The organism is Corynebacterium antarcticum, from assembly GCF_016595285.2.
GTDB classification, from domain to species: Bacteria; Actinomycetota; Actinomycetes; order Mycobacteriales; family Mycobacteriaceae; genus Corynebacterium; species Corynebacterium antarcticum.
The window spans coordinates 840,029-863,899 of sequence record NZ_JAENIP020000001.1 but is presented as its reverse complement, the minus strand read 5'-3'; the positions used below and the strand labels follow the sequence as shown (position 1 = coordinate 863,899).

The window sequence follows — 23,871 nt, the reverse complement described above, 5'->3', positions numbered from 1 at the left end:
TCCGGCGGAGGGTCGCCGGCCGGGTCAGGCGCCCAGTCGCCGCGCCCGCATCCACGCCTCCGGGACGTACGCGCAGGTCGGATCCGACGCGAGGTAGTCGTGGGTCATCGCGTACGCCGTGGAGCGGGAACCGCCGCACACCCCGTGGAACTCGCAGACGCTGCACTTGCCGTGCCAGTTGTCGGGGTCGCGGAGTGCGGTGAACACCGGCGACCGGGAGTAGATCTCGGAGAACGGCGTCTCGGTGACGTTCCCGCAGTGCACGGGCAGGAAACCCGAGGGGTAGACGTCGCCGATGTGGTCGACGAAGGCGAACCCCGATCCGGAATTCACGGCCATCGGGGGCCGCGGGCGGCGGGGATGCTCGGGATGTGCCCCGAGCAGACGGGTCGTCTCCCCGGTGAGCGTGCGGTAGAGCTCGCCGCCCCGGTACGGGGTGTCGGCGCGCTCCCGCTGGAGCACCACGCGGCGGTACTGCGGGGCCTCCGTCGTCTTGATCGCGATCCGGTCGGAGACGTCGGCCAACCAGTTGAGCACGTCCTCCCGCTCGTCCGGGTCCAGGCAGTTCAGCCGGGCGCCACGTCCGGTCGGGACGAGAAAGAACGTGTACCACATCTTCGCGCCCATCCCGATGACGGTCTTCAGCAGGGCGGGTGCCTCGTGGATGTTCGAGCGCGTGAGCGTCGAGTTGATCTGCAGCCGGAAGCCGACGTCGAGGATCTCCGGGGCCATCGCGAGCGTCGCGTCGAACGTTCCGGGGAATCCGCGGAAGGCGTCGTGGGTCTCGGCGGTCGCGCCGTCCAGCGACATCGACATCGCCTTGCCGCCGGCCGCCCGCAGCTCCTCCAGCCGGGCCCTGGTCAGCTTCGGGGTGACCGAGGGGGAGAGGGAGATCGACAGCCCGCGCCCGGTGCCGTACCGGACCAGGTCCACGAGATCGTCGCGTTCGAAGGGATCCCCGCCGGTGAGGACGACGAGCGGGTGCGGGCGGTCGTAGGCCGCGAGCTGGTCGAGCAGTTCGAAGCCCTGCCGCGTGGTGAGCTGTCGGGGATCGGCCCGGGTCTGGGCGTCCGCGCGGCAGTGCCGGCAGACCAGCTGACAGGCGCGGGTCACCTCCCAGATGACGATGAACGGCTTCGCGCCGATGTCATGGCGGATCATCCGGACACTGGGGTGGGTGTGGGACACGGTTCCGCGGGCTCCTTCCGGGCGGGTGGTCACTCCCTATGACGCTAGCCCCGGGCGGGGCGAAATTCAGCGTCATGACGCGCGCTATGCGACATCTCACGTCAGAGGGTCGCGTCTCCGGGCGGCGGGCCCCTACCCGGCTCCCGCCGGGTTACACTGGTCGCATGCGCGTTTACCTCGGAGCGGACCACGCAGGGTTCGAAATGAAGAATGTCATCGTCCAACACCTCAGCGACGCCGGACACGAGGTGATCGACTGCGGCGCCCACACCTACGACGCCGAAGACGATTACCCCGCGTTCTGCATCGAGGCCGCCTCCCGGACGGTCAACGATCCGGGTTCGCTCGGCATCGTCCTCGGGGGGTCGGGCAACGGTGAGCAGATCGCCGCGAACAAGGTCAGGGGCGCCCGCTGCGCCCTCGCCTGGTCCGAGGAGACCGCCCGCCTGGCCCGTGAGCACAACAACGCCCAGCTGATCGGCATCGGCGGTCGGATGCACTCGAAGGAGGAGGTGCTCGCGATCGTCGACGCCTTCCTGGATCAGGAGTGGAGCGAGGCCGAGCGTCACCAGCGCCGGATCGACATCCTCGCCGACTACGAGAAGACGGGCATCGCCCCGGCACTGCCCGAGGCCTGATCCTCCTGATCATCCCTCACGTACAGTGAGCGGGCCCCGACCGGTCACCGGTCGGGGCCCGCTTCACGTCCGGTCCCCGGGTCTCCGGGCCCCCTGCGTCAGAAGTCGAAGTCCATTGCGCCGCCGTCGCCACCGAAGAAACCGTCGCCACCGAAGAAGCCTCCATCATCCCCACCGGCACCCGGGTCCGCGTCGAGATTCTGTCCGGCGTCGCCGGCGGACCCGTCCGGTGCGTCCGCCCCGGCGTCACCGTAGCCCTGCTCGAAGTCCTGGGGTCCGTAGTGGACGCCGGACATGCCGCCGAAGAGCATGGAGAACATCATCACGGATCCGGCGGTCCACATGCCGGTGCGCAGGGCGCCGGCCCACCACGGCTCGGAGTACCAGCCGGCGGGTACAGGGCGGCCGGCGACCATGCCACCCGGGTAGTAGTTCGGGGTCTCGGGTGACGCCGTGGGAGAGGCGGTGATCTGCTTTCCCTCGTGGTCGATGGTGCGCTGCTCGGTCACGGACCCTGCACGCCGCTGGCCCTCGAGGGGTGGCAGCTCCGGGCCGGCGGGCATACCCATGATCTCCCGGGCCGCGTTCACGTAGTGGAGTCCCTCCAGCGCGGACTCGCGGGCGAGCTCGGCCTGGCGCACCGTCTGTGCGGTGCTGATCTGGCCGGAAGCGGCGTTGTAGCGCTCGGAGGCGTCGGCGAGCGCCTGCGTCGAGGCGGTGTCACTGCCGCTCAGGCTGAGGACCTGCGATCCGAGCCGCTCGATCCACCGGCGTGCGTCCGCCACCGCGTCGTCGAGTTCCGCGCCGGCGGAGCGACGTCCCCCGTTGGACCCGTTCCTCGACAGCAGGAGAACGACTCCGAGGATGACGACGGCGATCAGGAGCAGAGGGAGAATATTCATCGGCGACCTTCGTGTACGACGGCGGGGTGGAGTTCGGCAGGGCTCGGGGCGGCGGTTGCGGGCCACGTCCCTGCTCTGCACGGACAACGCCTGATCGGCCCCGGAGGTTCCCGGGGGCCCTCCGCAAGAAAAACCCCGCAGCACACGACCGTGTGCTGCGGGGTTGCTGCGGGTTCAGGTTCAGGGGGTGGGCCCACCGGTCGAAGAGCGGTGTGGGGTGGTTCAGGCTTCGGAGTTCTCGGGTGACTTGACGGACTTGCGGCCGTTCTTGCGTTCTTCGACCCACTCGTGGATGGTCTGCGAATCCCAGAGGGTCAGTCCGTGCATCTTGGCGACGGGCTTGGGGGCACGTCCGCGCCCGGCGTAGCTGGTGAAGGTACCGCGCGCAGTCCCGGAAAACTTGGCGCACTCGATGGCAGTCCAGAGCTCTCTGCCGGAGTCGGAGTCAATGATCTTAGGTTGCATGTCGGCCACGATACGGCAGGTAGCTAACGGAGTCCTGAGAAAAATGTGGGCTGAAGAATGTTCGTCGACGTACCTGTTTCATCGGCGAAAAACCGTCGCCGAAACCTACATTTGAGAGGCGTCAAAACGATGTCGTCCCGTTTCCGGGCCGACATACTGTCCCATCAGTGTCGATGGCCTGTTAGGTCCACCCCCGAAAGTGTTTTTAATTGCAAATATATAAAAACGAAAGGGTAGGCTATCCAGATATGTCGAGAGTGTGCTGCTTATAAAAGAATAAGATCGTTACGCTTATTTCTTCACAACTTTTTCTGAAAGGGGTGAATGTCGAGGGTTTGAACGTGCGAGTGAAGCGTTCGGATGGACGGATCGCCCACTTTTGGGGCTGTGTCCGACACTTTCGGGGGTGCTGGATTCCGCCTGCGATCTCCGGTGTGAACGGGATGTGTGGTGGGTCCCGTGTGCGGCACCGTCGCGGGATCCGGACGTTTCCCGTGTCCCGGCCGTGTGTTGCGGTCGGGGGCGGGCCGTCACCGCGGCATTTCTCATCTGTCCCGGGTTGGGCTAGAATGTTCATCACCGCCGTTCCGTACCGGTGAAAACGGTCGCGGGTCAGTGGAACTGGGAACGTCGTATAGTGGCTAATACCTCAGCCTTCCAAGCTGAAGACGCGGGTTCGATTCCCGTCGTTCCCTCCACACAGAAGGGCCCCCGCCAGCGTGAATGCTGGCGGGGGCCCTTCTTTTTCCGATGTGGCCGCCCGGGGTGTGTGGCGGTTCAACCGACACTGCGACGGGTGCTCGGATGGGCCGGTAGGTCGGGCTGGATCGGGGACCACTGCCCTCCGGATCCAGGTGGCCGGTGCGCCGGGAGGTCGCCCCACGTCCCCGGGACACCTGCTGCGGGCGCCCGCCGTCGGGCCCCGGGTCGGGCGGGGGCCTTCGTTCCGGTGCGGGGCCGGTGCCGCGGATCAGGGGTGTGTCGGTCGGCGGGGCAGGCGGGGCGCCGCCGCTGTCGTGTGGGGTCCGGCCGGTGGTTCCGGTCGGCCCGGTACCGAGGGGAACGGGTGTTCTGAGATGGGGTCGTGATCGGCCCGGTTCTCACGGACGTTCCCGTGAATCAGACTGTGGGTCCGTGATCGGGAATTCCCGGGGGAGAGCAGGGCCGGGGAACATCCCCGGAAACGGGGGCGTACACCGTGTCTGGTGCCGCCGACGCCGGCGGCGGGCGGACGGTGTCACGGTGTTCGGGCTGCCACGGGACCGGTGGTTCCGGCCCGCACGGGTGGACCGTCGGTGCCTGAGGATGTGCCGTCGGGCGGCGCGGAGACCGGCGGGAACATGAACTACGGGGGTCTGTTGAACCCGTGCAAGCGCCAGTCGGTAGACTGCACTGGCAACGGCCCGACGAGGGTCGTGTCGCTTCAGTGACTACGGGGTATGGCGCAGCTTGGTAGCGCACCTGCTTTGGGAGCAGGGGGTCGCAGGTTCAAATCCTGTTGCCCCGACAGGGATCCTCACCTCGAGGCATCCGGCATCCGGCACGGACATCGCCCGCACGGTTGTGTCCGGTGTATTCAGCCGGAGGTCTGTGGTGGCGAAACCCGTCAGACGAATCAATACAAACATTATTCCAGGAGAGTGACTCGTGAAGAGTTCCGTCGAGCAGCTGAATGACACCCGCGTCAAGATCACCGTCGAGGTTCCCTTCGAGGACCTCAAGCCGGAGTTTGACCAGGCATACAGGGCACTGGCGCAGCAGGTGTCCATTCCGGGCTTCCGGAAGGGCAAGGCCCCGCGTCAGCTGATCGAGGCCCGCGTCGGCCGTGGCCCGGTGCTCGAGCAGGTCGTCAACGACATGCTCCCGAGCCGTTACGGTGCCGCCGTCGAGGAGAACGACCTCAAGGTCATCGGTCAGCCCGTCGTCGACGTGACCCGTATCGAGGACGGGGAGCTCGTCGAGTTCACCGCCGAGGTCGATGTCCGACCCGAGATCACCCTCCCGGACTTCTCCGACATCTCGGTCGAGGTCGCCCCGCTGTCCACCGACGAGGAGGCGGTCGACGCCGAGCTGCAGAAGCTGCGTGAGCGCTTCGGTTCCCTGAAGAACGTCGAGCGCGCCGTCACCGAGAACGACTTCGTCACCGTCGACCTCTCGGCCACGGTCGACGGAGAGACCATCGACGAGGCGACCACCGAGGGCCTCAGTCACCAGGTCGGCTCCGGTGAGCTCATCGAGGGCCTCGACGAGACGCTCGTCGGCATGGAGATCGGCGAATCCCGCGAGTTCACCACCAAGCTCCTCGCCGGTGAGCACGAGGGCAAGGAAGCCCTCGTCACGGTCACCGTCGGCAGCGTCAAGGAGCGTGAGCTCCCCGAGGTCGACGACGAGTTCGCCCAGCTCGCCTCCGAGTTCGACACCGTGGAGGAACTCCGTGAGTCCCTCGCCCAGCGCGTGGAGGAGGGCGGTAAGGCCCAGCAGGCGGCGGAGATCCGCGACGAGGTCCTCAAGGCGGCCCTCGAGAAGGCTGAGTTCCCGCTGCCCGAGTCCATCGTCGACGAGCAGGTCAACAACCAGGTCCAGCAGCTGGTCAGCCAGTTCGGTGGGGACGAGAAGAAGCTCAACGAGCGGCTGAAGCTCGAGGGCAGCTCCCGTGAGGAGTTCGACAAGGACGCCCGCGAGCAGGCCGAGAACGCTGTCCGCACCCAGCTCTTCCTCGATGTTCTGGCCGACAGGATCCAGCCCGAGGTCAGCCAGGAGGAGATGACCGAGCACATCATCTTCACCGCGCAGCGCTACGGCATGGACCCGAACCAGTTCATCCAGCAGCTGCAGCAGGCCGGCCAGATCGGCAACCTCTTCAGCGACGTCCGCCGCGGCAAGGCGCTCGCCGCCGCGATCTGCGAGGTCTCGGTCGCCGATTCCGAGGGCAACAAGATCGACCCCTCCGTGTACTTCGGTGAGGAAGATGTCGAGGAGTCCGCGGATTCCGACGACACGTCCGCCGAGTAGCACCGTTCCGGCGCCAGGCTGCCGGTGAGAGAGCCCGACCACGTCCGGTGGCCGGGCTCTTTCCGACCGGGCCACGCCCCCACGGGGCCCGCGGGAAAGCTGACAGCGAACAGAGCGGCGTGAGCGTCCCGCGCGGCGGTACCCTGGCGGGTAAGTAAAACAATCGACAACGTCACCACACAGTATGTCCACCCCGGACAGTCGCGACGACGCAGCACTCCACCGCGGCGCCCGCACCGGGGCGGCGACGAGAAGGCAGGTTTTGGAACCCATGACTGACACCACCCGGATGGCGGCCCCCACCAGCGGGCTCAACCTGAGCGATTCGGTCTACGAGCGTCTGCTCCGCGAGCGCATCATCTTCCTGGGGAGCCAGGTGGACGACGAGATCGCCAACAAGCTCTGCGCCCAGATCCTCCTCCTGAGCGCCGAGGACCCGAGCCGCGACATCTCGCTCTACATCAACTCCCCGGGTGGTTCCGTCACCGCGGGCATGGCCATCTACGACACGATGAAGTACGCGCCGTGCGACATCGCGACCTACGGCATGGGTCTCGCCGCATCGATGGGCCAGTTCCTGCTCTCCGCGGGAACGAAGGGGAAACGCTTCGCCCTCCCGCACGCCCGCATCATGATGCACCAGCCCTCCGCGGGTGTCGGGGGCACCGCCGCCGATATCGCGATCCAGGCCGAACAGTTCGCGTACACGAAGCGCGAGATGGCCGAGCTCATCGCCGAGCACACCGGGCAGACCGTCGAGCAGATCACCGAGGACTCGGACCGCGACCGGTGGTTCACCGCGGAACAGGCGAAGGACTACGGTTTCGTCGATCACGTCATCACCGCCGCAAACGGTTCCATCGCCAACTAGTCCGGCACACACCGGGATATCCAGGAGACAACAAGAGTTATGAGCAACGGAATGCAGATGCCCTCCGCCCGCTATGTGCTGCCCAGCTTCGTGGAGCACTCGGCCTACGGCGCGAAGGAATCCAACCCCTACAACAAACTGTTCGAGGAGCGCATCATCTTCCTCGGGACACAGGTGGACGACGCCTCGGCGAACGACATCATGGCGCAGCTCCTGGTCCTCGAGGGGCAGGACCCCGACCGGGACATCACCATGTACATCAACTCGCCGGGCGGTTCCTTCACCTCGCTGATGGCCATCTACGACACGATGCAGTACGTCCGCCCCGACGTGCAGACCGTGTGCCTGGGCCAGGCGGCCTCCGCGGCCGCGGTGCTGCTCGCGGCCGGTTCGCCCGGTAAGCGCGCCGCGCTGCCGAACGCCCGGATCCTGATCCACCAGCCCGCGACGGGTGGCGTGCAGGGCCAGGTCTCCGACCTGGAGATCCAGGCCCGGGAGATCGAGCGGATGCGCACCCTGATGGAGACCACCCTCGCCGAGCACACCGGTCGCTCCGCGGAGCAGATCCGCATCGACACCGACCGCGACAAGATCCTGACCGCTCCCGAAGCCGTCGAGTACGGGCTGATCGACCAGGTCTTCGATTACCGGAAGCTGTCGAAGCAGCTCTAGCACCGAATATTTCGTACGGGTACCCGGCCGCGCCTCGGACACGGGGGCGGGGGCCGGGTACTAGAGTGGGGCGAACGGATCCAATGTGCACGGTCACCCCGTGCGCCCCGGCTCAAGAAGGCGAGTGACTACCCGAAGGCCATGGCACACATGCAAGAAAGCTCGGACCTGCTCAAGTGTTCCTTCTGCGGAAAAAGCCAGAAACAGGTGAAGAAGCTCATCGCCGGCGGTGGGGTCTACATCTGTGACGAGTGCATCGAACTCTGCAATGAGATCATTGAGGAGGAGATGGGCCAGGCGGCGGAGAACGCCGACGACAACGCCGGCCGTCTTCCCCGGCCCACGGAGATCTCCGCGTTCCTGGACACCTACGTGGTCGGTCAGGACGAGGCCAAGCGGATTCTCGCGGTCGCGGTGTACAACCACTACAAGCGGATCCGCGCCGAGGAGACCCGGTCGAACTCGGGCCGGGACGACGAGATCGAGTTGGCGAAGTCGAACATCCTGCTGCTCGGCCCCACCGGTTCGGGCAAGACCTATCTGGCGCAGACGCTCGCCCGGCTGCTCGACGTGCCCTTCGCGATCGCCGACGCAACCTCCCTCACCGAGGCCGGCTACGTCGGCGAGGACGTGGAGAACATCCTGCTGAAGCTCATGCAGGCCGCCGACTTCGACGTGCAGCGGGCCCAGCGGGGCATCATCTACATCGACGAGGTGGACAAGATCTCCCGTAAGTCGGAGAATCCCTCGATCACCCGTGACGTCTCGGGGGAGGGGGTGCAGCAGGCGCTGCTGAAGATCCTCGAAGGGACGACGGCGTCCATTCCGCCGCAGGGCGGCCGCAAACACCCGAACCAGGAGTTCATCCAGCTCGACACCTCCAACATCCTGTTCATCGTCGCAGGCGCCTTCGCGGGCCTCGAACAGGTCATCCAGGACCGGATCGGGAAACGCAGCATGGGTTTCGGTGCCCAGGTCCGCTCCCTGCACGAGGACGAGTCCGTGGACATCTTCCGCGAGGTCCGGCCCGAGGATCTGGTGAAGTTCGGCCTGATCCCCGAGTTCATCGGCAGGCTCCCGGTCGTGGCCACGGTGACGAATCTGGATCGGGCCTCCCTGGTCAAGGTCCTCACCGAGCCGAAGAATTCACTGATCCGCCAGTACGAGCGGCTGTTCGAGATGGACGGCGTCCAGCTGACCTTCACCGACGACGCCCTCGACGCGGTGGCCGAGCTCGCCCTCGAGCGGAAGACCGGGGCGCGCGGTCTGCGGGCGATCATGGAGGAGATCCTCGTTCCCGTGATGTACGAGCTCCCTGACCGCGAGGACATCGCGGAGTGCGTCATCACGGCCGAGGTCGCTCGGGGGACGGCAACCCCGGAGCTCGTCCCCGGCCCCAGCGAGAAAACCGCGTGAGCCGCTGACGGACGGGACAGAGAGGGCCGCCACGATCAAACCCGATCGTGGCGGCCCTCTCCCGCGCGCTGAGGCCGGTTCAGAGCGTGTCGGTCTCGCCGTAGATGCTCGATGATCCGGGGTCGTGCTCGTCGGAGAATTCCCGGGTGCCGACCGACAGGTAGCTCATCGTCCCCGCACCCGACATGTTCGAGGTGAGGAAGGACAGCACGGTGTCGACGGCGAGGCGCTCGAGGCCCGCGGTGTTCGTCCCGTCCGCCAGATCGACGTCGTACAGGTTGAGGTAGGTGTCCCGGTTCGAGGTGCGGAAGGCACACAGGGACGAGATGATCGTGTAGATGTCGAGCGCCGAGATCCCGGGGCGGAAGGCCCCCGCGTCCTGTCCGAGCATCAGCAGACGGTCCAGGGCGAGGAGCACGGCCGACTGGTCGGCGAGCGGCGACGCCGCGGTGACGTCGGCGTGGCCGAACAGGTTCTCCAGGAGGATCAACCGGGCGGCGGCCGGCTCGGCGAACATCCGCCGGCAGATCACCTCGACCACCTTGCGGATGCCGTCGACCGGGACGGTGGAGGGCACCTCCATGTCGCTCGAGTCGGGCCGGATGAGGGTGACGGCCCGGAGCAGGGCCTGCACGTAGAGGTTCCGCTTGTCCCCGAAATGATAGTGGATCATCCGCTTGGACATGCCCGATTCCTGCGCGATCGCCTCCAACCGGGTGTCCTCGAAACCGTGTCGGGCGAAGCTCTCCATCGCGACGGCGACGACCTGGTCCGCGGTCGTGCCGGAGGTTTCGGTGTCGGCGGGGGGACGATTCATTCCCGTGGTCCTTTCCAGATGAAGTGGCGTACACCGCTCACCGGCGTACGCGCGCCTGACCTTCCGGTCTCATTCCCGGTAGTCAGCGCGCCGTTAACGTGAATCAACCCCAGCCAAGAACGTGGCCACGCTCAGGGGACGGTCCGGCATGCCCGTGCGGGCGTACCGGGGAGATTGGGGCTACTACATTTCATCGTGCCTTAAAACCCGGTTCCCCGGAGCGCTGATCTGTCTGGCTCCCGAAAAGCGCAGGTCGGATGTTGGGATCGTGGGTGGGCGGGGGTGGGGGATTCCGTTCCGGTCGATCCGGACTCGGGCCGGGTGTGCACCTTCACACGGCTGACGTCGACTTATCGACGGCACAACCACAGCTTCAGGGTTACGCTGGATGGTGTGCGACGGCCCTCCGCCGTGTGTTCCCGTGCCACCGTCCCGACCGACAGTGCGTCCGAGTGGACCTTCAGTGGGCTTTCAGTGGGCTGACGTCACACAGACTTTAACCGCGCCCCGCCGGAAGAATCCGGCTTCTGGGGCGACGACGAGAAGAGGATGATTCAACCTATGACCACTCAAGCCAAGAAGATCACCGTCACCGGTGCCGCCGGCCAGATCGCCTACTCGCTGCTGTGGAGGATCGCCAACGGGGACGTCTACGGCAAGGACACCCCGATCGAACTCAACCTCCTGGAGATCACCCCGGCCCTCGGTGCGGCCGAGGGCGTCGCGATGGAGCTCCTGGACTCGGCGTTCCCGCTGCTCCGTGACATCCGGATCACGGATGACGCGGCCACGGCCTTCGACGGTGCTTCCGCGGCATTCCTCGTCGGCGCCAAGCCCCGCGGCAAGGGCGAGGAGCGCAGTGACCTGCTCACCGCCAACGGCAAGATCTTCGGGCCGCAGGGCAAGGCCATCAACGACCACGCGGCCGAGGACATCCGTGTCCTCGTCGTCGGCAATCCCGCCAACACCAACGCCCTGATCGCCAAGGCCGCCGCGCCGGACGTTCCCGCGGACCGGTTCAACGCGATGATGCGCCTGGACCACAACCGTGCACTGAGCCAGCTGGCGACCAAGCTCGACCGCTCCTCGACCGAGTTCGAGAACCTGGTCATCTGGGGCAACCACTCCGCCACCCAGTTCCCCGACATCACCTACGCCACCGTCGGCGGGGAGAAGGTCAGCGAGCTGATCGACCGCGACTGGTACGTCGACGAGTTCATCCCGCGGGTCGCCAAGCGTGGCGCCGAGATCATCGAGGTCCGCGGCAAGTCCTCGGCGGCGTCCGCGGCTTCGGCCGCCGTCGACCACATGCACGACTGGATCAACGGCACCGACAAGTGGTCGAGCGCCGCGGTCCCGTCCGACGGTTCCTACGGAGTGCCCGAGGGCCTGCTCTTCGGTCTTCCGACGGTTAGCCGCAACGGTGCCTGGGAGATCATCGACGGCCTCGAGATCAACGATTTCCAGCGCGCCCGGATCGACGCGAACATCGAGGAACTCCTCGGCGAGCGCGAGGCCGTGTCCGATCTGCTCTGATCCGCCGCTCCGCCCGTTCCACGAACGCCCCGCCGACCCGGTTCTCCCGGGTCGGCGGGGCGTTCGCCCTGCTTCGCTGCGTACCCGGGGTCACCCTCTAAGATGGGCGGTGTGACTTCACAGAATGAGAACCAGGACAACCGCGCCGACAAGCTCCCGAAGAGCTGGGACCCGAAAGCGGTCGAGGCTGAGCTGTACAGGGGTTGGGTGAACGCCGGCTACTTCACCGCCGACGCCGATTCGCCGAAACCGGGATTCTCCATCGTTCTGCCCCCGCCGAACGTCACGGGTCAGCTGCACATGGGCCACGCCCTCGACCACACGCTCATGGACGCCCTCGCTCGCCGCAAGCGGATGCAGGGCTACGAGGTCCTCTGGCTCCCCGGCATGGACCACGCCGGCATCGCGACCCAGACGAAGGTGGAGGCCCACCTCAAGGAAACCGAGGGGAAGGACCGGCACGACTACGGCCGGGACGAGTTCGTCGCCAAGGTCTGGGAGTGGAAGTCCCGCTACGGCGGGGTCATCGGTTCCCAGATGCGCGCCATCGGCGACTCCGTCGACTGGTCCAAGGAGCGGTTCACCCTCGACGAGGGGCTGTCCCGCGCGGTCCAGACCATCTTCAAGAACCTCTACGACCGGGGCATGATCTACCGTGCGCACCGTCTGGTCAACTGGTCCCCGGTCCTGCAGACCGCGGTCAGTGACATCGAGGTCGTCTACAAGGACGTCGAGGGCGAGCTGGTGTCGATCCGCTACGGCTCCCTCGACGACTCCGAGCCGCACGTCGTCGTCGCCACCACCCGTGTCGAGACGATCCTCGGCGACGTCGCCGTCGCCGTGCACCCCGACGACGAGCGCTACGCCGATCTCGTGGGCACGACGCTGCCGCACCCGCTGCTGCCGGACCGTGAACTGGTCATCGTCGCCGACGACTACGTCGACCCCGAGTTCGGCACCGGTGCCGTGAAGATCACCCCGGCCCACGACCCGAACGACTACGCGCTCGGCCTCCGCCACGATCTGCCGATGCCGGACGTCATGGACGACACCGGGCACATCGCCGGCACCGGCACGGAGTTCGACGGGCTCGACCGCGCCGAGGCCCGGGTGAAGATCCGGGAGGCGCTCGCCGAACAGGGCCGCGTCGTCGCCGAGAAGCGCCCCTACGTCCACTCCGTCGGCCACTCGGAGCGCTCCGGCGAGCCCGTGGAGCCGCGTCTGTCGGAGCAGTGGTTCGTCAAGGTCGACAAGCTCGCGGAGATGGCCGGCGACGCGGTGCGTGAGCACGACACCACCATCCACCCGGCGAGTCAGGAGCCCCGCTACTTCGCCTGGGTCGACGACATGCACGACTGGTGCATCTCCCGCCAGCTGTGGTGGGGCCACCGGATCCCGATCTGGTACGGACCCGACGGGGACATCATCTGCGTCGGCCCCGACGAGACCGCGCCCGAGGGCTACGTCCAGGACCCCGACGTCCTCGACACCTGGTTCTCCTCCGCCCTGTGGCCGTTCTCCACGATGGGCTGGCCGGACGACACCCCGGAGCTGAAGAAGTTCTACCCGACCTCCGTCCTGGTCACCGGCTACGACATCCTGTTCTTCTGGGTCGCCCGGATGATGATGTTCGCGACCTTCGCCGCCACCCTCGACGACAGTGAGCTGGGCACCGCCGACGGCGGCCGGCCCCAGATCCCGTTCACCGATCTCTTCCTCCACGGCCTCGTCCGCGACGAGAGGGGCCGGAAGATGAGCAAGTCCCTCGGCAACGGCATCGACCCGATGGACTGGGTCGAGCGCTTCGGCGCCGACGCCCTGCGGTTCACCCTCGCCCGGGGTGCGAACCCGGGCACGGACCTGCCCATCGGCGAGGACTCCGCGCAGTCGTCCAGGAACTTCGCCACCAAGCTGTTCAACGCCACCCGCTTCGCCCTGATGAACGGTGCCCGGGTCGGGGAGCTGCCCGCCCGCGCCGACCTCACCGACGCCGACCGCTGGATCCTCGACCGGCTCGAGCAGGTCCGCGCCGACGTGGACCGTCAGCTGGACGACTACCAGTTCGCCAAGGCCAACGAGGCCCTGTACCAGTTCGCCTGGGGTGAACTGTGCGACTGGTACCTCGAGATCGCCAAGGTCCAGATCCCGCGGGACTTCGGTGAGGCCACGCCGGAGGAGGTCACCCGGGGCCGGAACACCCAGCTCGTCCTCGGTACCGTCCTCGACGTCGTCCTGCGCCTGCTGCACCCGGCGATCCCGTTCGTCACGGAGACCCTCTGGAAGGCCCTCACCGACGGCGAATCCCTCGTCGTCGCCGACTGGCCGACCGCGGCGGACACCACCGACGGAGCCCCCGTCGACGGGACCGCCGCACGCCGGATCGCGGACGCCGAGAAGCTCATCACCGAGATCCGCCGCTTCCGCTCCGACCAGGGGCTCAAGCCCTCGCAGAAGGTCCCCGCCCGCATCGACTTCACCGCCGCAGATCTCGAGGCGCTGGCCCCCGCGGTCCGTTCCCTCGTGCGCGTCGAGGAACCCGACGCCGGGTTCACCCCCTCCGCCTCCCTCGAGGTCCGCCTGTCGCAGGCCACCGTCACCGTGGAACTGGACACCTCGGGGACCGTGGACGTCGCGGCCGAACGAAAGCGCCTCGACAAGGATCTGGCCATCGCGCAGAAGGAACTCGAGACCACCGGAAAGAAGCTCGGCAACGAGAACTTCCTGGCGAAGGCACCCGAGGCCGTCGTGGACAAGATCCGGGAGCGGCAGCGCGTCGCCGCCGAGGAAGTCGAGCGCATCACCCTCCGACTGAAGGAGCTCGGCTAGACATGTCGGACACCATCGACCCCTCAGGATCCGGCTTCGAGGGCACCCGTCCCCGGGACACCCCGGCCGACGCCGCTGCCGCCGCACAGGCCGGTGAACTCGGCGTCGACGAGGCGGGGCTCGTCCTGCCCATCGACGTCCACGCCCCGACGAACCCGCCGGCGGACGACGCGGTCACCCCGGAGGACCTCGCCGACCTCGCGGCCGTGGAGGCGGAACTGGACCTGCGCTGGCCCGAGACGAAGATCGACCCCACACTCGACCGGATGACCCGGCTGATGGATCTGCTCGGCAACCCCGAACGGAGCTTCACCGCGATCCAGGTCGCCGGAACGAACGGGAAGACCTCCGTCGTCCGGATGATCGAATCCCTGCTGCGCGCCTTCCACCGCCGGACCGGGCGCACCACCAGCCCGCACCTGCAGCTGGTCACCGAGCGCATCGCCGTCGACGGCGCCCCCATCCACCCGCGGACCTACTGCGCGCTGTGGCGGGAGATCAGGCCCTACGTCGAGATCGTCGACGCCGTCTCGAAGAACGAGGGCGGGCCGCAGATGAGCAAGTTCGAGGTGCTCACCGCCATGGCCTACGCCGCCTTCGCCGACGCCCCGGTCGACGTCGCCGTCGTGGAGACCGGCATGGGCGGCACCTGGGACGCCACGAACGTCATCGAATCCGATGTCGCGGTGATCACCCCCATCGGTCTCGACCACACGGACTACCTGGGCGAGACGCTGACGGAGATCGCCGGGGAGAAGGCCGGCATCATCAAGCCCCGCACCGTCGATGCGGACGACGTGCTCTCCCCGCGGGAGAACATCGCCATCGTCGCGGAACAGCACCCCGAGGCGCTGAAGGTCGTCCTCGAACGGGCCGTGGAGACCGACGCCGCCGTCGCCCGCGAGAGCATCGAGTTCGGGGTCGTCGAATCCACCGTCGCCGTCGGTGGACAGCAGCTCGTCCTGCGTGGCCTGGGCGGTGACTACGACGACATCTTCCTGCCGCTGTCGGGTGCGCACCAGGCGCGCAACGCCGCCTGCGCACTCGCCGCGGTGGAGGCCTTCTTCGGCGCCGGCGCCGGTCGTCAGCTCGACAAGGACACGGTCCGGGAGGGATTCGGCACCGTCTCCTCACCCGGCCGGCTCGAGCGGGTCCGCTCCACGCCGACGGTGTTCGTCGACGCGACCCACAATCCCCACGGGGCGAAGGCCCTCGGCCTCGCCCTCGACCGGGACTTCGACTTCCGCCGGCTCATCGCCGTCATCGGGTGCTTCGGGGACAAGGACGCCCGCGGCATCCTCACCGAACTCGAACCCCACGTCAGCGAGGTCGTCTGCACGCAGTCGACGTCGCCGCGGGCCCTCGACTGTCACGAACTGGCCGAATACGCCCGGGAGATCTTCGGCGACGAACGGGTCCACGTCGACGAGAACCTGCCCGCCGCGGTGGAGACCGCGGTGGCGCTCGCCGAGGAGACCGACGCCCCCGGCGAGGCGGTCTCCGGATCCGGTGTCCTGATCACCGGATCCGTCGTCACGGCCGGTGAGGCACGAACGCTGTTCGGAAAGGAACCGTCATGACGGACAAGAGGAGGAAGAACGGGGAGGAGATCGAGTACGGTCCCCTGGGCCCGGGGCACGCTCCCGCGAAGGACCCGATGAAGGGCCTGCGGGGGGTCATGGCGGGCACGCTGGTCATGGAGTCGATCTCCCTGCTCCTCGTTCTCACCGTCATCGCGCGGGTGGACAACGGCGCCCACTGGACCACGTTCAACTGGGTGTATGTCACGGTCGTCGGTGTCGCGATGTTCCTCGTGGCCTTCATGCAGAAGCGCCCCTGGGCGATGGCGGTGAACTGGGTTCTCCAGATCGCCGCGGTCGCGGGTTTCCTGGTGCACTACTCCATGGGCGTCATGGCGCTCATCTTCGTCGCCGTCTGGCTCTACATCATGCATCTGCGCAAAGTTCTCCTCGAGAGGATGCGTCGGGGGCTCCTGGTCACCCAACACACGTGAGCGGGGCATAGACTGGGTCCATGAGTCTGTCCATCCGGCGCCTGATCGCCGTCCTCTATTTCGTGTTCGGTGTCTGCTGCCTGTGGGGCGGCTATCTCATGCTGGACGGTCGCCGGGGAATCGGCGTCGCCATGTTCCTCTCCTGCGGCGTCGCCATGGGAGCCCTCGAGGGGTGGCGCAGGAAGCAGGAGTCGGTTTCCGCCGCCGCCGCCATCGGCCTTCCCCTGGATCCCGCGCTCCGCGAGGAGGCCATCCGGCTGAAGGGCGAGGGGCGGCGGAATCCGGCACTCGCCGTCTTCCGGAACTCTCCGCCGTGGCCGAACCTGAAGACCGCGGAGATCATCGTGGACTCCCTCCCGGCGGCCCCCGGCAAAGGTGCCGCGGGGGAGGAGACCGACCGGGTCGGCATGATCTCCACCGACTACCGGGAGATCACCCGGATCCGCGACGAGGGCGACATCCCCCTGGCCGCGAAGGCACTGAAGGAGAAGGTCCCGCAGCTGACCATCGCGGACGCCGCCCGTGTGGTCAAGGATCTCTGACACCCCTGCATCCCTCATCCGCGGTTCGGTTTCTGTAGAATTCCCGGCATGACTGAACGCACCCTCATCCTGATCAAGCCGGACGGCGTCGAGCGCGGCCTCGTCGGCGACATCATCAACCGCATCGAGCGCAAGGGCCTCAAGCTCGTCGCGATGGATCTCCGCGTCACCGACCGCGAGACCGCCGAGAAGCACTACGCCGAGCACACCGACAAGCCCTTCTTCGGCGAGCTCGTCGACTTCATCACCTCCGCACCGCTGGTCGCCGGCGTCGTTGAGGGACCCCGCGCGATCGAGGCCTGGCGCCAGCTCGCCGGCGGCACCGACCCGGTGGCCAAGGCCACCCCCGGCACCATCCGTGGTGACCTTGCCCTGGATGTCGCCACCAACGTCGTCCACGGCTCCGATTCCCCCGAGTCCGCCGAGCGCGAGATCGGCATCTGGTTCCCGAACCTCTGATCCGGACGCTCCCGCGGCACCTCCGCCCCGTTCCCCCGTCACCACGGTGGGTACGGGGCGTTCGTTCTTTCACCCCGCCCGGCCACCGGAATTCGGGGGTGGATGAAGGGCAGCTTAAGAAACCGACCCGCAGGTGGTGCCGCGCTCGGTGCCCGGAGTGCCGTCAATGAGGGGACGGGTTCCGGATGTGTGCGACAATGGGGACCGGCTCCGCGTTGCTTCGTTCGCGCCCTGACGGGTATCGCTGGAACGCAGCGGATGCCGCGAGAGACACACTTTCAGAAAAGCACACGACAATTAAAGACTTTTCCACCCCGCGCGGCGGCGGCAGGGACACCAGACGAGACGAACGCACGAACATGTGTCCTGCCAGCGCCCGGGGAAGTCGATACCAGAGGAGACCCCGTGGCTGAGACCACCGGTACAGAACCGAAGAAGACCCGCCGGACCGCGAAGCGGACGACGAAGAAGGCAGCTCCCACGAAAGCCGCGGCACAGGCGGCGGACGCAGGCAACGGCGACACCGGTGACGGCGCCGTGAAGGAGTCCGGGACCCCGGCCAAGCGCGTCCGCAAGAACACCCGTAAGGCCACCGCGCCGGCCGCGGACACCACGCCCGCCGCCGGGGAGACCGAGTCCGGTACCGGGAAAGCACCGGTGAAGAAACGCGCCACGCGGAAGACGACGGCGGGGAAGACCGCCGCAGCGAAGACGACCTCCGCGAAGAAGAAGGCGGAGGAGAAGACCGCAACCGGCGACGACGCAGAGGGAAACCGGAGGAACACCGGGTCCCGAACGCCCGCGAAGAAGCGGGGCAAGGCCGCCGACGCCGCGGCGGACACCCGGGAAGAGGCCACCGGGACGTCGAGGAAGGCGCCCCGGCGTCGCGTCACCCGCAAGCCCGAGGCAGTGGCCGCCCCGGCGGAGATCGCCGCCGCAGCCGAGGTCCCCGCCGACGCGACCGCGCGCCTCGCCGCCGAGTTCGACCGGTCCAGGCTCGGGCCGAAGACCCGGGTCCATGTCCTGGCGAAGCTCCTCGCCACGACGTCGAAGGACCTCATCCTCACGCTGGACAAGATGGGCCTGGTCAAGGTCGCGCAGTCCTCACTGAGCGCCGAGGAGGCGAACCGGCTGCTCGATGTTCTGGCGGTACCCGCCGAGGACGCCCCCGAGCCCCCCAACGGCGAGCCCGTCGAGAAGATCAGGGCGCGGGTGGAGAAGAACGTCGCCAACGAGATCCACCAGATCGAGGAGAAGGTCGAACGCGAACTCGCCGACAGTGAACATGACACCGGTGACGACGGAGAGAAAGACTCCGGGGAGACGGCCACAACCGCGGACGCACACATCGACATCGAGGAAGCGGTCCGGGAGGAGAAGGAGGCCGAGCTGCTCCGGGACGTCATCTCCGCGGTCACCCCGGCCCCGGAGACCCCGGCGTTCATCGCACCCGTGTTCCTGCCGCCCACACCCGCGGACACCGACGAGGCTGGGGACCGGGACGACGACTCCGACGACGACGCGGAGGGCGGCGGCAAGCGCAAGCGCCGCGGCCGTCGTGGCAAGGGCCGGGGCCGGGGCGGCGACGACGCCGACAACGAGAACGGCAACGAGCGCAACAGGAAGTCGGAGAACGCCGGTGACGGCGACGACGCCGACGACACGGTCGACCTCCCCGATGAGCCCGTCGCACTGAAGGGGTCCACGCGCCTCGAGGCGCAGCGCCGCCGGCGGACCGAACTGCGCGAGGAGGGCCGCAAGAAGCGACACGTCGTCTCCGAGGCCGAGTTCCTCGCCCGACGCGAGTCCGTCGAGCGCACGATGGTCGTGCGGGAGAAGGCACGCACGGACCATCCCGGATCCGTCACCCAGGTCGGCGTCCTCGAGGATGATCTGCTCGTCGAGCACTTCGTCACCTCAGAGACCCAGTCGTCCATGGTCGGCAACATCTACCTCGGCCGGGTCCAGAACGTCCTGCCCTCCATGGAGGCCGCCTTCATCGACATCGGCAAGGGGCGTAACGGCGTGCTCTACGCGGGCGAGGTCGACTGGAAGTCAGCCGGTCTCGGCGGCCGTTCCCGCCGCATCGAGCACGCGCTGCACTCAGGTGACCAGGTGCTCGTCCAGATCACCAAGGACCCGGTCGGGCACAAGGGCGCCCGCCTGACCACCCAGATCTCCCTCGCCGGCCGTTTCCTCGTCTACGTGCCCGGCGGCCGCAGCGCCGGTATCTCCCGGAAGCTCCCGGAGACCGAACGCAAGCGGCTCAAGGCGATCCTGAAGGAGGTCGTCCCCTCCACCGGTGGCGCGATCATCCGCACCGCCGCCGAGGGCGTCCACGAGAAGGAGATCGCGGCGGACGTCAACCGGCTGCACTCCCTCTGGGAGGACATCCAGGAGAAGGTCAAGAAGGAGAAGAAGTCCAAGGGCTCCAAGCCGGTCACCCTCTACGAGGAGCCGGACATGCTGGTCAAGGTCGTCCGCGACCTGTTCAACGAGGACTTCGACGCCCTCGTCGTCGAGGGCGACCGGTCCTGGAACACCGTCAACGCCTACATCCGCTCCGTCGCGCCCGATCTCGAGGAGCGCATGGAGCGCTACGACGCGAACGCGAACGGCGGCGTCGACGTGTTCGAGCACTACCGCATCGACGAGCAGCTGCAGAAGGCGCTGAGCCGCAAGGTGTGGCTGCCGTCCGGCGGATCCCTGGTCATCGACCGCACCGAGGCCATGACCGTCATCGACGTCAACACCGGGAAATTCACCGGGTCGGGCGGAAACCTCGAGGAGACCGTCACCAAGAACAACCTGGAGGCGGCCGAGGAGATCGTCCGCCAGATGCGCCTGCGCGACATCGGCGGGATGATCGTCGTCGACTTCATCGACATGGTCCTCCCCGAGAACCAGGATCTCGTGCTGCGCCGCCTCACCGAGGCGCTCGGCCGCGACCGGACCCGTCACCAGGTCAGCGAGGTGACCTCGCTGGGCCTGGTCCAGATGACCCGCAAGAAGCTCGGCACCGGACTCCTCGAGACCTTCTCCACCGAGTGTGAGACCTGTGACGGCCGTGGTCTCGTGATCCACGCCGATCCCGTCGAGCACGAGGATGAGCCGCCGCGTTCCCGCCGTGGACGTAAGAGCGGCGGTTCCGACGAGCAGCCGGTGCACCGCCCGGCCGAGCATCCCGCCGCGGTGGCCCTGCACAAGGACCACAGCGGGGAGAAGCCCGCCGACGAGCACGACGACGATCACGATGATCGGTCCGCCGCGTCCCCGTCGATCGAGGAACTCGCTGACGCGGTGGTCGCCACCGACGACGAGGAGAAGGAGACCGGGAAGCGGAACAACCGCTCCGGTTCCTCCCGGCGCGGCCGGCGCGGCACCCGGCGCTTCGGTACGGACGACGACTCCACCGGGAACGACGCCGGGAAGGCCGCCGGCGACGCCGATGAGTCGCAGAACGCCGCCGACGAATCCCGGGACGATCAGGACGGGCACGACACCCACGGGGATGACCGGGAGAACCGACCGCGCCGTGGGCGCCGTACCCGCCGGCGTACGAGCCGGGCACCGCACGCCGACGACGCGCGTTCCGGTTCCCGGGAGGAATCCGACCGCGAGCCCGCGAAGCATTCCGGCCGGGACGACCACCCGGAGGAGACCAACAGTGTCGAGTCCATCGCCGCGGCGGCGGTCGCGCGTGCCGGTGTGGAGGACCCCGACGAGCCATCGGGCGCCGACTACCTGCCCGCGGACAGCTACCGCGAAGCGCTCGACGCGTTCGAGGCGTCCCCGCGCCGGAAGCGCCGGACCCGCGGCAACTCCGTGTCGGACTTCCCGCCGAAGCGGTCCGACTACATCTCGGGCCCGCTCGCGGACGAGGACATCGAGGAGGTGCACCGCGACGACGACTCCGCGGAGAAGCCGGCCGCCGGTCGCACAGATCAGGAACCCGATTCGGACCGGGAGGAACGTTCCGCGTCCGCGGCACGCCGGCAACGCCGTCGTATCGCGAAGAACGTGCGTCCGCTCTCCGAGGACGGCACCTCCGACGGTGACGGGGACGTGTCGGCCGGTCAGGTGGCCGCGGAGGACACCTCCGCTGCGCCGCGGACCCAGGAGCCGGACACCGCGTCCACGGATGAGGGCACGACGGGTCGTCGCGGCCGCCGCCGCGTCACGAAGCGTCTGACGAAGAAACAGATAGCCGAAGCCGAGGCACGTGGTGCGGAGGCGTCCCCCGAGGTAATCCCCGCAGCGGAGGACACGGCGACGGAGGCCCCCGCGGAATCTCCCGCCGGTGGCGTCCAGGTGAAGAAGCTGCGCCGGGGTCGACGCCGCATCGTCCGCCGGATCGCCGCTCCCGCCGCCGGGACGCAGGCACCCGAGGCGGTCGTTCCCGCCGATGACGATGCCGGGAGTGCCGCGTCGGAGACGCCCGCCGGGGACGGATCCACCGCTGAACATCCGAAGCGGGGACAGCGCGGGCGTCGGCGTGTCGTCCGGAAAGTCCCGGGAAAGCGGTAGTGGGTTTGTCTTTTGACTGTCCGGGGCGGTAGTCTTTGACAGTCGCTGTTCCAGACCGTGTCGGTGTGCATCGTCCGCCGTTCGCACGGTCGCTTCACCGCGGGCCGTGAGGTCTGGAACGCAAGTGTTCAACACAGTCCATTGAAGGTGCTGCCGCCCACCGGCGGCGCACTCATCCGAGTTTTTAGAAAAAGGGGTAGCCCTCCTATGTATGCGATCGTCAAGACCGGCGGCAAGCAGTACAAGGTTGCCGAAGGTGATCTCGTCAAGGTCGAGAAGATCGAGGGTGAGCCGGGTTCGTCCGTGGCTCTCACCCCGGTTCTGCTCGTCGACGGCGCCGAAGTAACCACCGCCGCTGACCAGCTCGCCAAGGTGAGCGTCAACGCAGAGATCGTCGAGCACGTCAAGGGCCCGAAGATCCGCATTCTCAAGTACAAGAACAAGACCGGATACAAGAAGCGTCAGGGCCATCGTCAGCCGCTGACCGTCATCAAGGTCACCGGCATCAAGTAAGCCTGCCGGCTTTCATCGATCTTTTCCTTTGAAGGAGGGAGACAGACAATGGCACATAAGAAGGGTGCTTCCAGCTCCAGCAACGGTCGCGATTCCGAGTCAAAGCGTCTCGGCGTCAAGCGTTTCGGTGGCCAGCGGGTCAAGGCCGGCGAGATCCTGATCCGTCAGCGCGGTACCTCGTTCCACCCCGGTGAGAATGTCGGCCGTGGCGGCGACGACACGCTGTTCGCCCTGAAGGCGGGCTCCGTGCAGTTCTCCACCAAGCGCAACCGCCGCATGATCAACATCGTCGAGGAAGTTCCGGCGGCGGTCTAGGACCCCGGCCCGCTTCCCGACGAAGCGCCGCAACGGCGCCCACCTCCCCGATCCGGGAGGTGGGCGCCGTTTTCGCGTGTTCCGGGACATGTCGGCCCCTCGGGCATCTGAGACACCGGCCCGTCGGAGCCACGGGTGGGGACAGGGAGCCGGGGGCGCCGTCGCGTGGGGACACCCCCGGTCGGGTCAGGCGATCTCCCGGAACCAGTCGGACAGATGGTGGGTGCCGGTGCACCGTCCGACCGCGTCACCGGTCATCGCCTCGGCGAAGAACCGGGCGAGATTTCCGTGGCGTTCGCTGATCCGGGACGCCGTCCAGACCGCGCCGTCGAGCACCCGCCGGGGTATCCGCACGTTCCGTGGTGTGGCCCCGACCGCGGCGGCGGCGAGTCTGGCGATCTCCTCGGCCGTCAGCACGTCCGGTCCGCCCACCTCGACGCGGACCCGGTCCCGCTGCGCCCGGTCCGCGGAGAGATCCACGCAGAACGCCGCGAGATCCGCCCCGTGGATCGGATTCAGCCGGATCCCCGGGTCAGGGGGAAGAAACACAAGGCCCTTCCGGGCGAGCGTCACGTAGGACGCCATGTCCGAGAAGTACCCCGAGGGGTTGACGATCCGACCGGCCACCGGTGAGGATTCCAGCGCGGCGGCGAACGCGGTCTTGGAGCGCGCCACCAGCGACGTGCCGTGCTCCATGCCGATCGCGCCGACATAGAGCATCGACTCGATCCCGCTACGCTCCGCCTCACGCAGGACCGCGAGGTTCGCCAGGAAGTCGACGTCCCACGGGCTCGCCTTCTGATGGGTCACACCGAGTGCGGAGAACACCCGCGTCGAACCGTCGAGAAGGCCCGCCACCCGGCCCGGTGCGGTGACATCCGCAGTGACCAGTTCCGTGCGCGGACCGTCCAGGGCGGGGGACCCGTGGGGGCCCGGCCGGCGCGCCCGTGCCGGATCACGGACGACGGCGCGGACACGGTGTCCACGCCCGTCGAGCTCCGCGACTATGTGACGGCCCAGATACCCTGTCGCCCCCACGACGGTGACCGGCTGATCGGACATGACACGCTCCCGTTGTCGAATCTGCTGTACCGGCTCCGAGCCTACACCGCCGGCCCGGGAGCGGAGCCGAATCCGGTGCGGGGCCGCCGCGATCCA

19 protein-coding genes and 2 tRNA genes are annotated in these 23,871 nt (G+C 67.8%); 16 read left to right on the top strand and 5 right to left on the bottom strand.

What is annotated here, in order from left to right; translation table 11 throughout:
* Positions 1 to 24: 24 nt before the first annotated feature.
* Positions 25 to 1,161 (bottom strand): TIGR04053 family radical SAM/SPASM domain-containing protein, encoded by a 1,137-nt coding sequence (locus tag JIM95_RS03740; RefSeq protein WP_200261065.1) that lies wholly within the window; start codon positions 1,159 to 1,161, stop codon positions 25 to 27.
* A gap of 191 nt (positions 1,162 to 1,352) precedes the next feature.
* Between JIM95_RS03740 and JIM95_RS03735 the strand changes: the two genes are divergently transcribed.
* Positions 1,353 to 1,826 (top strand): ribose-5-phosphate isomerase, encoded by a 474-nt coding sequence (locus tag JIM95_RS03735; RefSeq protein WP_198737755.1) that lies wholly within the window; start codon positions 1,353 to 1,355, stop codon positions 1,824 to 1,826.
* Between the two features lie 98 nt (positions 1,827 to 1,924).
* Here JIM95_RS03735 and JIM95_RS03730 read toward each other — a convergent pair whose 3' ends face one another.
* A complete protein-coding gene (locus tag JIM95_RS03730; RefSeq protein WP_200261068.1) occupies positions 1,925 to 2,722 on the bottom strand; it encodes a DUF1542 domain-containing protein in 798 nt (265 codons plus the stop codon).
* 228 nt (positions 2,723 to 2,950) lie between these two features.
* Positions 2,951 to 3,193 carry a helix-turn-helix transcriptional regulator gene (locus JIM95_RS03725; RefSeq protein ID WP_200260586.1) on the bottom strand — a complete coding sequence of 81 codons (243 nt, stop codon included), beginning with the start codon at positions 3,191 to 3,193 and terminating at the stop codon, positions 2,951 to 2,953.
* Between the two features lie 623 nt (positions 3,194 to 3,816).
* Here JIM95_RS03725 and JIM95_RS03720 point away from each other — a divergent pair.
* The 6 genes from JIM95_RS03720 to clpX all read left to right on the top strand — a co-directional run bounded on the left by JIM95_RS03720 (position 3,817) and on the right by clpX (position 9,164).
* Positions 3,817 to 3,891, top strand: a tRNA-Gly gene (locus JIM95_RS03720).
* Positions 3,892 to 4,626: 735 nt separating this feature from the next.
* Positions 4,627 to 4,700, top strand: a tRNA-Pro gene (locus JIM95_RS03715).
* A gap of 140 nt (positions 4,701 to 4,840) precedes the next feature.
* Complete coding sequence (gene tig, locus JIM95_RS03710; RefSeq protein WP_200260589.1) at positions 4,841 to 6,205, top strand: trigger factor; 1,365 nt, start codon at positions 4,841 to 4,843, stop codon at positions 6,203 to 6,205.
* 271 nt (positions 6,206 to 6,476) lie between these two features.
* Entirely contained in the window at positions 6,477 to 7,076 is a 600-nt protein-coding gene (locus tag JIM95_RS03705; protein WP_200260592.1) for an ATP-dependent Clp protease proteolytic subunit, read from the top strand.
* 39 nt (positions 7,077 to 7,115) lie between these two features.
* The gene (locus tag JIM95_RS03700) at positions 7,116 to 7,748 is read left to right on the top strand and encodes an ATP-dependent Clp protease proteolytic subunit (protein WP_198737751.1); all 633 of its coding nucleotides are present in this window, start codon (positions 7,116 to 7,118) and stop codon (positions 7,746 to 7,748) included.
* A 141-nt stretch (positions 7,749 to 7,889) separates the two neighbouring features.
* Complete coding sequence (gene clpX, locus JIM95_RS03695; protein WP_200260595.1) at positions 7,890 to 9,164, top strand: ATP-dependent Clp protease ATP-binding subunit ClpX; 1,275 nt, start codon at positions 7,890 to 7,892, stop codon at positions 9,162 to 9,164.
* 79 nt (positions 9,165 to 9,243) lie between these two features.
* Here clpX and JIM95_RS03690 read toward each other — a convergent pair whose 3' ends face one another.
* On the bottom strand, positions 9,244 to 9,981 hold the full coding sequence (locus JIM95_RS03690) for a TetR/AcrR family transcriptional regulator (protein WP_200260598.1): 738 nt from the start codon (positions 9,979 to 9,981) through the stop codon (positions 9,244 to 9,246).
* 561 nt (positions 9,982 to 10,542) lie between these two features.
* On the opposite strand from JIM95_RS03690, the gene JIM95_RS03685 reads away from it, so the two are divergent.
* The 9 genes from JIM95_RS03685 (at position 10,543) to rpmA (ending at position 22,713) form a co-directional block, all read left to right on the top strand.
* Positions 10,543 to 11,517 carry a malate dehydrogenase gene (locus tag JIM95_RS03685; RefSeq protein ID WP_200260601.1) on the top strand — a complete coding sequence of 325 codons (975 nt, stop codon included), beginning with the start codon at positions 10,543 to 10,545 and terminating at the stop codon, positions 11,515 to 11,517.
* A gap of 102 nt (positions 11,518 to 11,619) precedes the next feature.
* A complete protein-coding gene (locus tag JIM95_RS03680; protein ID WP_200260604.1) occupies positions 11,620 to 14,343 on the top strand; it encodes a valine--tRNA ligase in 2,724 nt (907 codons plus the stop codon).
* Between the two features lie 2 nt (positions 14,344 to 14,345).
* The gene (gene folC / locus JIM95_RS03675; RefSeq protein WP_200260607.1) at positions 14,346 to 15,923 is read left to right on the top strand and encodes a bifunctional tetrahydrofolate synthase/dihydrofolate synthase; all 1,578 of its coding nucleotides are present in this window, start codon (positions 14,346 to 14,348) and stop codon (positions 15,921 to 15,923) included.
* On the top strand, positions 15,920 to 16,357 hold the full coding sequence (locus JIM95_RS03670; protein WP_200260610.1) for a DUF4233 domain-containing protein: 438 nt from the start codon (positions 15,920 to 15,922) through the stop codon (positions 16,355 to 16,357). The genes folC and JIM95_RS03670 overlap by 4 nt, the downstream gene beginning before the upstream one ends.
* A 20-nt stretch (positions 16,358 to 16,377) precedes the next feature.
* Positions 16,378 to 16,899 carry a hypothetical protein gene (locus JIM95_RS03665; RefSeq protein ID WP_200260613.1) on the top strand — a complete coding sequence of 174 codons (522 nt, stop codon included), beginning with the start codon at positions 16,378 to 16,380 and terminating at the stop codon, positions 16,897 to 16,899.
* Positions 16,900 to 16,947: 48 nt separating this feature from the next.
* A complete protein-coding gene (gene ndk, locus JIM95_RS03660; protein ID WP_200260616.1) occupies positions 16,948 to 17,358 on the top strand; it encodes a nucleoside-diphosphate kinase in 411 nt (136 codons plus the stop codon).
* Between the two features lie 909 nt (positions 17,359 to 18,267).
* Positions 18,268 to 21,885 carry a translation initiation factor IF-2 N-terminal domain-containing protein gene (locus JIM95_RS03655; protein WP_418904039.1) on the top strand — a complete coding sequence of 1,206 codons (3,618 nt, stop codon included), beginning with the start codon at positions 18,268 to 18,270 and terminating at the stop codon, positions 21,883 to 21,885.
* A 207-nt stretch (positions 21,886 to 22,092) separates the two neighbouring features.
* A complete protein-coding gene (gene rplU / locus JIM95_RS03650) occupies positions 22,093 to 22,398 on the top strand; it encodes a 50S ribosomal protein L21 (RefSeq protein WP_200260622.1) in 306 nt (101 codons plus the stop codon).
* Positions 22,399 to 22,446: 48 nt separating this feature from the next.
* Positions 22,447 to 22,713, top strand: coding sequence for a 50S ribosomal protein L27 (rpmA, locus tag JIM95_RS03645; protein WP_198736916.1), 267 nt, complete (start codon positions 22,447 to 22,449; stop codon positions 22,711 to 22,713).
* A 186-nt stretch (positions 22,714 to 22,899) separates the two neighbouring features.
* On the opposite strand, the gene JIM95_RS03640 is transcribed toward rpmA, so the two are convergent.
* Positions 22,900 to 23,775: an SDR family oxidoreductase gene (locus JIM95_RS03640; RefSeq protein ID WP_200260625.1), complete on the bottom strand. Its 876-nt coding sequence runs from the start codon at positions 23,773 to 23,775 to the stop codon at positions 22,900 to 22,902.
* Between the last annotated feature and the right edge of the window lie 96 nt (positions 23,776 to 23,871).